Genomic DNA, 7,500 nt, shown 5'->3' on the forward strand with positions numbered 1-7,500 from the left:
AAATAAAAAAAATAAAATTTTTATCAAAAGTATTTGGCAATATTCGGAAAAGGTATATATTTGCACTCGCTAAACACAAATCATGTGAAGCAAACTCCTCCTTAGCTCAGTTGGTTAGAGCATCTGACTGTTAATCAGAGGGTCCTTGGTTCGAGTCCAAGAGGGGAGCAAGTTAAGCGAAAGCTTAAAAGTTCATTAAAAAAAGACTGCGAAAGTAGCTCAGGGGTAGAGCATCACCTTGCCAAGGTGGGGTCGCGGGTTCAAATCCCGTCTTTCGCTCTAACTCAAAACAGTACCAATGCTGAAGTGGTGGAATTGGTAGACACGCTGGACTTAAAAATCCAGTGGTCAGTAATGGCCGTGCGGGTTCAAGTCCCGCCTTCAGTACAATAACCGTTGTTAATCTTTTGATTTTCAACGGTTTTTTGTTTTTAGCCACCTAATCTTGCCAACCATTTGCCGACCATTTGAAAATAACCCTCTTTTTACGTGCGTAAAACAAATTAAAATAGATTAATTAAAGTTTGTAAGTAGAATTAAAAAAAATAATTAATGATTCATATTTGAATATTTGTTGCATTCTAGACATTGATTTACTAAACTCAACAATAACGATATTTACATTAAGTAAGTTAAAATATATTTGAAAAAAAAATTGATTATTCAAAAATATAATAGAATTTAACTATTAAATTAAAACCAATAATTAATTAAATAAAATTATTAATAATTTGATATAAGTTTGATTAAACAAAAATAAAGTTGTTTTTAAAGCTTCATTTTCTTACATTTCGTGCATTTACTCTTTAATAAATTTACTACTATAAATGCCTATTTTATAATAATAAACCCCGTTTGATAAATTTGATACATCAATATTAGTTTCGCTTTTTTAATGTTTTTTTTAAGAACTCTTTTGCCATCCATTGTAAATATTTCTAAAAGACTGCCTTTATTTGTAATTTCAATGTTTTTTAAATGCAAGTTTTTGAAGTTGGGTTTGGATACTGAATAATATTTTTATTTAATAATGTTTCTTGACTCGCATCAAGTGTACCTGATAGGCTATAAACTTTATAGTCTAATTTATTGTTATTATAAAAACCCGTAGTTATGAGTTTAAATGTATTTTCAGGGGTTTTTATTAATTTAAAATCATCGACAAGTTCAAATTCAAATATTTCAACTCCATCTTCATTGAAAACTGTAAGATTAGTATAAGGAATACTTGGATTTCTTGACCTTACAATAAATTCAATTTTTGAATCAGAATTAAAAAGCTTATCTGTTATTGTATAGATAGACAAAAAATCCCAGTCATTTTTCAATTGGATTGTAACTGTTTTAATAAATTATGAGTGGAATCGTAAATCTGACCTCGTTCGTAGTTCTGTCAATTGTGTAAAATTTATTTCATCATTTATAAAGAACGCATAGTTTATTTATCATAATGATTAGAAGTATAAGTTTTTTCTAATGTTTGTCCAAATAATGTACCGCAAAACACTATCAAAACATAAGGTAAAAGCTTTTTCATAATATTTTTTTTATTGCTAATTTACAATTTATTCTATTAACAATGTCTTTGAAACAATATTTTCAATTTGTAAAATGTCTTCAAAAGGCAATTTCTGAATATCATCATTTGATATTTTTAAATTATTAATCTGAATATAATTGTTTACTTGCATTGCATTGTTATTTGCTGTTAAACCTGAAAGCTGTATAAGTGTTTTAAGGCTGTTGGGTTGTTGTCTTCAATTCCTATTAAATACAGTTTTTCCAATGCCTTAAATATCATAGCTTCATTTCTACCTTTTACTAAACGATTGTTTGTTGTGATTAAACCATTATTAAAATGATTGTAACGGTTTGCCTTGACAATTTTATATTATTTGCAATTGTTGACATTGTTGGAAACTGTCTAAATTCAATAACATAATTATGAATATAACTAGTTATGATTGAATGATTCGTTTCATAGGTAGTATTTCTAATGTCTGCTTTTATATCTTCATCATCAGTAATATAAAGAAGCATTTCAATTAAATCAAACTCATTACTTTCTTTATCATTGTAAGCTTGTTCGACTCTTAATCTTAAATTTTTATCAACTTCATATTTGTTTTCAGGATTGAGAGTTAAATATTCTTTTAATTCAGATACAGAATTTAAGTTCTCGTAATCTGTCAACTTTTGTAAACTTTTTGTTTTACTCATTTTATTTTTTTTAGAGTAATATTTCACAATCTAATTGAAGTGTGAAATATTAGTATTTTCTATTTTTATAGATATTTCTTTATGTAGATTAGTTGAAAATCTTCAACTATTTTTAAATATTTTTTCTAGGCTTGTCTTTGTTGTTAGCCTTAATTGATAACCAATATTTAGTATGTTGAAATTTATTTTCTAATTCGATATTTTGCTTTTGTTAAGCTTGTTTTTGTTAATTGTGTAATCATAGAATAAAACATCATTCCAACGCTTAAGAAGTCTTAAAATAGCTTTATTTAAAGCTTCAATAGTTAAGTCTTTTAATGTTTTAAAACCCGCAGTTTGGAATTCTCTCATTCGTTTAGACTTTATTTCCACTCTTAAAATATTTCCATTCATTCCATATTGATTCCCTTTGTTATAAACTTTTAAAACATACTCCTCCTTAACTAATTGAGCAAAATTTTCTTCATATTTGAGTTCAAATTTTTTGCCTCCAGATTCTAATAAATTTGATATAATATTTTTAGGATTAACTGAAATTTGAAGATTTAAGCCAATTTCTATTTTTTGTAAAACAAAACAACTACTATCTACTCCAAATAATGATTCTAAATATTTGATAACAAACAAAGATTTTCATAATTAAAACTATTACCATTAAATCCATTATAAGGTTTTTTCTTATTGTAGTTAGGCGCATAAATCCCTTTTAATGAATTATACATTTTATGTAAGCTACCTTTAAAATAAACCGCTCCAGTATCATAAATAATAACCTTACAAAAATGATGCTGTGCAACTCTCTTATTATCAAAAATAACCCCCGTTTTATTATCCACATTAGGGGGGAAATCTAAAGTCATATTATTAAGAATTTTACTTGCATCATACTCCTTAGTCTTAAGGTAGTAAAATCAACTGGCATTATTAAGTAAATAAATTATATTGATTCGACTGTGGAAACAAATCTTTATTAGTGGTTAAATACCAAGCTTTAAAACCTGTTATTTTACAATATTTTTTTTTCTACTTCATAAAGTAAGCCTCGTAATTCTAAATCTCTTTTATATCTGCAAATAGATTTTTGAGGTATTCCAGTCGCTTCAGAAATCATTGAACCAGTAGCAATATGATTTTGTAAATATTGAAATATGGTTTTCTTTTGGTTCTTAATTTTATTAACTTCGCCTTGTCCTTTCTCAAAAGACTCACGGCTGTTTGATTTGTTAGTCCTCATCATTCAGCCTTTTACAATTCAACTATTTTATTATCAATATCTTCTTGTCGATACAAAACACGACCACCCAAACCAAAGGCTTTAAGTGTTCCGTTTTTGTTCCATTTGTTAAGAGTAACAAGGCTAACATTAAGTAATTTAGAAACCTCTGCTCTACTTAAATATGTTTTAGGTTGCTTTGGCTGGAAATGAAGTTTAAGGTTTTCTAATTCCGCTCTTATTAGATTAAGTTCGGTTTTAAATTCTGTGGGTAATTGTAACTGTACTGTTTGCATCTTTTTAATGTTTAAGATTAATGTGATACAAATTTGCGCCTATGTTAACGGCGTTTTATGGGTACTTATCGACGAAAATCATCGCTTTATTAATCAGTAGTAATTGAATTGTATAAATCATTTCTTGCATACGTTAAAATCTTTTTAGGACTATCGAAATAACCACGTTCAAATAAATTTTTATGTATTTCTTCATCTATAAAGTTATTATCTTTAAGCCATAAAATCAATATCTTAAATTTTGAATTTCTTATTTTGTTGATTTCCGAACTTTTTAACTTTTGAAAAATAAAACTAAATTTTTTTATTGGCTCATCCTTACTTAATTCATTCCATTTTAAGAATATTTCAAAACCGTTATCTTTAAAAATATCAGGGTGTTTGTTTTCTATTAGAGTTGGGTTTCCATTTCCCTGTAAATTTCCTTTTAGCTTCTTATATTCGTTCTTATCTATTTCTTTTTTCAAAAAAATGTTTAGCATCTTTTTGTCTTATAAAATAAATAATACCGTAATCTGAGCTACCTAAATCAAAACCAACTTCTTTTCCTCCATATTTTTCATTGAAATAAATGGTTTCTAGAGTTTCCTCAATAATACTTAGTCGCTGTTCAACGTATCTATTATTGATATAAAACAAACCTTTTTGTAAATCAAAACAGTATTGATATAATAATTCAGAATTATAGTGTTTAAAAAAAGATAGATATCTATCAATAAAACTTATTACAATTTGATAATCAAAATTATTCTTTTTATAATATTCTTTTTTAGCATCATATTTATTTAAACTTTCTATTAAAAAACTTAATCTTTCTTTTATTGAATTTAAAGCAAAAACAAATTCAAAAGGAATATATTCCTTTCTTATTTTTTTAAAGAAAACTTTATAAAATTTAAAATCTTGTTTACAAACTTGTATTCCAAATTCATCATTGAAATTATCTGAAAAAAAGATACCCTTGTCCAATTCCCCTCCTTTTAGGGCAAAAAAAACTTCTGTCATTGAATTACATAAACCCTTTATTAAATCATTTTTATCGATTAATTCATTTCTTTTCTCAAAATCCATATTTTTCTAATTTTGATTTGATGCGTTTTTTAATTACATTAAGTTGAGGTTCTTTTTTATTCTTTAAGGCTTGTAAGGTATAAAAATCTGCAATTTGTTGGGCAAAGTCTAAACTATCCTTACCGATATAATTTAGTAGCATTTTTTCTGAACTGTGCGCCGATATACTCATTATTAAGGGCGTTGGTAAAATACCGTATAAGTTAGTACAAAATGAACGTCTGCAAACGTGTGAAGCCATTAACTCCCACTTTGGATAAATCCCGCTTATTTTTCTTTTCTCCTTGTTTCCCTTACCTTTTTCTATTACTGTAATCTTACTATCTTTTATAAGCTCGTTAATTTCTGCAAGTTTGCAAATCTCTTTGATATGCTGGTTAAATTTCTGAATTGATATTTTATAAGGTAAACCACTTTTTATTATTTCTTTTGTTTTTTCTAAAACTGGTATGGTAACATTTTTACCTGTTTTTTGTTGCTTCAGTTGTATAACTTCTAAATTATTTAAGTTCTTAAAATTGGTTTCATCTAATTGTAAAAGGTCGCCACCTCTTTGTCCTAAATTACAACCTAATAACAACCATTTACGAGCGTTTTTAAGTGCATCATTTAATAAAATAACCTCTTCTATTGCCTGTAATTCTTTAGGGTTTAAATAAAGTATATTTTCGTTTTTTGTTTTGGTACTATCTATTTTCTTTAATTGAGTACTGGTTTCAATTCCATAAAATGAAGCATCATTACAAACCGTTTTTAAGTCTGCTATTTTTTTAAGCGCATAGCTTTTTTGGTACTTCTTTGTATTGAGTAGATATTTTAAAAAATCTTTTGCAAATTTTACATTTACGTCTTTAACCTTAAAAGAATTTTGCTTTTGATAATCTGTAAGAATATTCTTTAATGAATTGTAGGCATTAATTCTGCTTTTGGATAAACCAATACCGCCTTTACCGTTTTTTCTTGTTGGTGCTTCATCAATTATGCTTTGTATTGCATCTGTTAATAAATCGCTTTGTGTGGTTTCTGTAATACGTCCGAAATGTAAATCGATATAATGCTTTAGCCAAGCCGTGTTTATTGTTTCGCCTTTCGTGTTTGCATTATTAACCTCATCTAAAATATAGGTTTCTAATTTCTGTAAGTCAGATTTTAGTTTTTTGTTGGCATCTATATTTGTCTTAGGAAAACTTTTAGTACCCCAATCTTTTGGATTAATATGTAAGCCTGTTTTTGCACGTGGACTTAAACCACGTTTTACTGAAAGTCTTAAATAAATTGGTGCGGTTTCGTTTTCGCTTAATAGTTGGTATTTAATAGTAGCCATAAGTATTGAGTTTTGAACAATACGAATTTACAACCTTTTTTAATCTTTGCCAACGGTTTGCCAACCATTTTTTAGTCTTAATTAATTTTAGTTAACTTTAGTTAACACGCTAAAACCTTTATTTTTAATAGCATTAGTTAATTTTAAACGCATTAACGAGGTTTTACAAGGGTTTTAAAAGTCGACTAAATTCGAGGTTTAAAGTCCCGCCTTCAGTACAATAACCGTTGTTAATCCTTTGATTTTCAACGGTTTTTTGTTTTTTTAGCTTTTTTTATTTCTGACATACTTCCTATAAACAAGGAATTACACCGATTAAATTCAATCTTTTTTAAATTAGTTCACCATATAGTTAATAGAATCTAACGATTAAATAAAAATCAATTAATTAATCTTGATTAATCATTAGAAATCAATTGTTAGATATGGCATTAGTTTAGTTTTTAATAAACTTCTTTCTTACTTCTTGTAAACCATTTTTAATACTAATTACATAGACTCCTTTTGGTAGTGGTTTTACATCTACTTATCTAAAAGTATAATATGACATAAATCAATATAATTCTATCCTATAACTTTTATGTTTGCTTGAAATAAATTGAACTAAAAAAAAATAGAATTATGACTAAAGAAGAAATATCAAACACAAAACCAAAGTCAGAAAGACAAATAGCTAAAGAAAATTCTTATGCAAAATTTGATAAAAATAACGACATTAAGAAAGCATACTCTAAAGGAGAACTTTCAACATCAGATACAATAGCATATAACACCTTGTTATTATTAGAAAGGAATAGAAAGAATACGAGTTTGATAGCCACTATAATCGTGATTCAATTGATAGCAGTGTTAATAGGTGCAATTACACTTTCATAATAGCTATTAAATAACCCCAATAGTTACCTTCAAATTGAAATATAATCAATAACCTATTCAGATATTTTCTATATTTAATTTTTTTCCATCCAATGGGTGGTTTTCAATTCATTTTATAGCAGAATGATTGTGAGAGGGTATAAACACTCTCTTTTTTTATGTTTAATACTTTTGGATTTTTCTGCAAATTATATTCAAAATACGCAAAATGCTTAAAAAAATTGTAAAAACTTATATATATTTTTGAATCATCGATTTGTGATTAAATCATTTTTTTTTATTAGGGGTGCCTACTAGGGGTTAGCATCCCTTTTTTTATACTTAATAGTTTCGATATTTTTCTAAATTTTTCAGATGGATAACTTGATTTTATCTAAATACCTTTTCAACTATTTTAAGTGATTGGAATGTCGTTAAATTCATTGAATTGAAATACTACGTATCTATGACATTAATCGAACGTCAATAAGCTATATTAGACCATTTAAAAGCATTTAATA

General features: G+C 26.9%; 11 protein-coding genes, 3 tRNA genes and 1 pseudogene. 4 read left to right on the top strand and 11 right to left on the bottom strand.

All coding sequences use genetic code 11. The annotated features are described in order from the left end of the window. Positions 1-100: 100 nt before the first annotated feature. From ATE90_RS00005 to ATE90_RS00015, 3 genes are all read left to right on the top strand, one after another. Positions 101-167: transfer RNA gene (locus ATE90_RS00005), tRNA-Asn, on the top strand. A gap of 41 nt (positions 168-208) precedes the next feature. After that, positions 209-279 (top strand) — tRNA-Gly (locus ATE90_RS00010). Between the two features lie 21 nt (positions 280-300). Next, a tRNA-Leu gene (locus tag ATE90_RS00015) sits at positions 301-387 on the top strand. Positions 388-974: 587 nt separating this feature from the next. Here ATE90_RS00015 and ATE90_RS00020 read toward each other — a convergent pair. The 11 genes and pseudogenes from ATE90_RS00020 to ATE90_RS13800 form a co-directional block, all read right to left on the bottom strand. Further along, positions 975-1,328 carry a hypothetical protein gene (locus ATE90_RS00020; RefSeq protein ID WP_101450534.1) on the bottom strand — a complete coding sequence of 118 codons (354 nt, stop codon included), beginning with the start codon at positions 1,326-1,328 and terminating at the stop codon, positions 975-977. Positions 1,329-1,565: 237 nt separating this feature from the next. Then, the gene (locus ATE90_RS13750; RefSeq protein ID WP_302849298.1) at positions 1,566-1,691 is read right to left on the bottom strand and encodes a hypothetical protein; all 126 of its coding nucleotides are present in this window, start codon (positions 1,689-1,691) and stop codon (positions 1,566-1,568) included. 151 nt (positions 1,692-1,842) lie between these two features. Continuing rightward, entirely contained in the window at positions 1,843-2,220 is a 378-nt protein-coding gene (locus tag ATE90_RS00025; RefSeq protein ID WP_101450535.1) for a hypothetical protein, read from the bottom strand. A 189-nt stretch (positions 2,221-2,409) separates the two neighbouring features. Continuing rightward, positions 2,410-2,847 carry a hypothetical protein gene (locus tag ATE90_RS00030; protein WP_101450536.1) on the bottom strand — a complete coding sequence of 146 codons (438 nt, stop codon included), beginning with the start codon at positions 2,845-2,847 and terminating at the stop codon, positions 2,410-2,412. Continuing rightward, on the bottom strand, positions 2,826-3,080 hold the full coding sequence (locus ATE90_RS00035; protein WP_101450537.1) for a hypothetical protein: 255 nt from the start codon (positions 3,078-3,080) through the stop codon (positions 2,826-2,828). Before ATE90_RS00035 ends, ATE90_RS00030 begins: the two co-directional genes overlap by 22 nt. A gap of 146 nt (positions 3,081-3,226) precedes the next feature. Then, entirely contained in the window at positions 3,227-3,454 is a 228-nt protein-coding gene (locus ATE90_RS00040) for a hypothetical protein (RefSeq protein WP_218971875.1), read from the bottom strand. An 11-nt stretch (positions 3,455-3,465) separates the two neighbouring features. Then, positions 3,466-3,729 (bottom strand): helix-turn-helix domain-containing protein, encoded by a 264-nt coding sequence (locus ATE90_RS00045; protein ID WP_101450538.1) that lies wholly within the window; start codon positions 3,727-3,729, stop codon positions 3,466-3,468. Between the two features lie 89 nt (positions 3,730-3,818). Next, entirely contained in the window at positions 3,819-4,196 is a 378-nt protein-coding gene (locus ATE90_RS00050) for a hypothetical protein (RefSeq protein ID WP_143741090.1), read from the bottom strand. Then, on the bottom strand, positions 4,177-4,800 hold the full coding sequence (locus ATE90_RS00055; RefSeq protein ID WP_101450541.1) for a hypothetical protein: 624 nt from the start codon (positions 4,798-4,800) through the stop codon (positions 4,177-4,179). The genes ATE90_RS00050 and ATE90_RS00055 overlap by 20 nt, the downstream gene beginning before the upstream one ends. Next, positions 4,790-6,124: a tyrosine-type recombinase/integrase gene (locus tag ATE90_RS00060; protein WP_101450542.1), complete on the bottom strand. Its 1,335-nt coding sequence runs from the start codon at positions 6,122-6,124 to the stop codon at positions 4,790-4,792. The genes ATE90_RS00055 and ATE90_RS00060 overlap by 11 nt, the downstream gene beginning before the upstream one ends. A 436-nt stretch (positions 6,125-6,560) precedes the next feature. Then, positions 6,561-6,635: pseudogene (locus tag ATE90_RS13800) on the bottom strand (hypothetical protein); the annotation flags it as partial. A gap of 110 nt (positions 6,636-6,745) precedes the next feature. Between ATE90_RS13800 and ATE90_RS00065 the strand changes: the two are divergent. Next, positions 6,746-7,000, top strand: a complete 255-nt coding sequence (locus ATE90_RS00065; protein ID WP_101450544.1) for a hypothetical protein — start codon at positions 6,746-6,748, stop codon at positions 6,998-7,000. Positions 7,001-7,500: the final 500 nt, after the last annotated feature.

It is taken from the genome of Polaribacter sp. Hel1_33_96 (assembly GCF_002846595.1).
Taxonomy (GTDB): Bacteria; Bacteroidota; Bacteroidia; order Flavobacteriales; family Flavobacteriaceae; genus Polaribacter.

Excerpts from the sequence above, each read along its gene's own strand:
- ATE90_RS13750 (WP_302849298.1), bottom strand. The coding sequence starts at position 1,691 with ATGCAAGTAAACAATTATATTCAGATTAATAATTTAAAAATATCAAAT.
- ATE90_RS00025 (WP_101450535.1), bottom strand. The coding sequence starts at position 2,220 with ATGAGTAAAACAAAAAGTTTACAAAAGTTGACAGATTACGAGAACTTA.
- ATE90_RS00035 (WP_101450537.1), bottom strand. The coding sequence starts at position 3,080 with ATGACTTTAGATTTCCCCCCTAATGTGGATAATAAAACGGGGGTTATT.
- ATE90_RS00040 (WP_218971875.1), bottom strand. The coding sequence starts at position 3,454 with ATGAGGACTAACAAATCAAACAGCCGTGAGTCTTTTGAGAAAGGACAA.
- ATE90_RS00045 (WP_101450538.1), bottom strand. The coding sequence starts at position 3,729 with ATGCAAACAGTACAGTTACAATTACCCACAGAATTTAAAACCGAACTT.
- ATE90_RS00055 (WP_101450541.1), bottom strand. The coding sequence starts at position 4,800 with ATGGATTTTGAGAAAAGAAATGAATTAATCGATAAAAATGATTTAATA.
- ATE90_RS00060 (WP_101450542.1), bottom strand. The coding sequence starts at position 6,124 with ATGGCTACTATTAAATACCAACTATTAAGCGAAAACGAAACCGCACCA.
- ATE90_RS00065 (WP_101450544.1), top strand. The coding sequence starts at position 6,746 with ATGACTAAAGAAGAAATATCAAACACAAAACCAAAGTCAGAAAGACAA.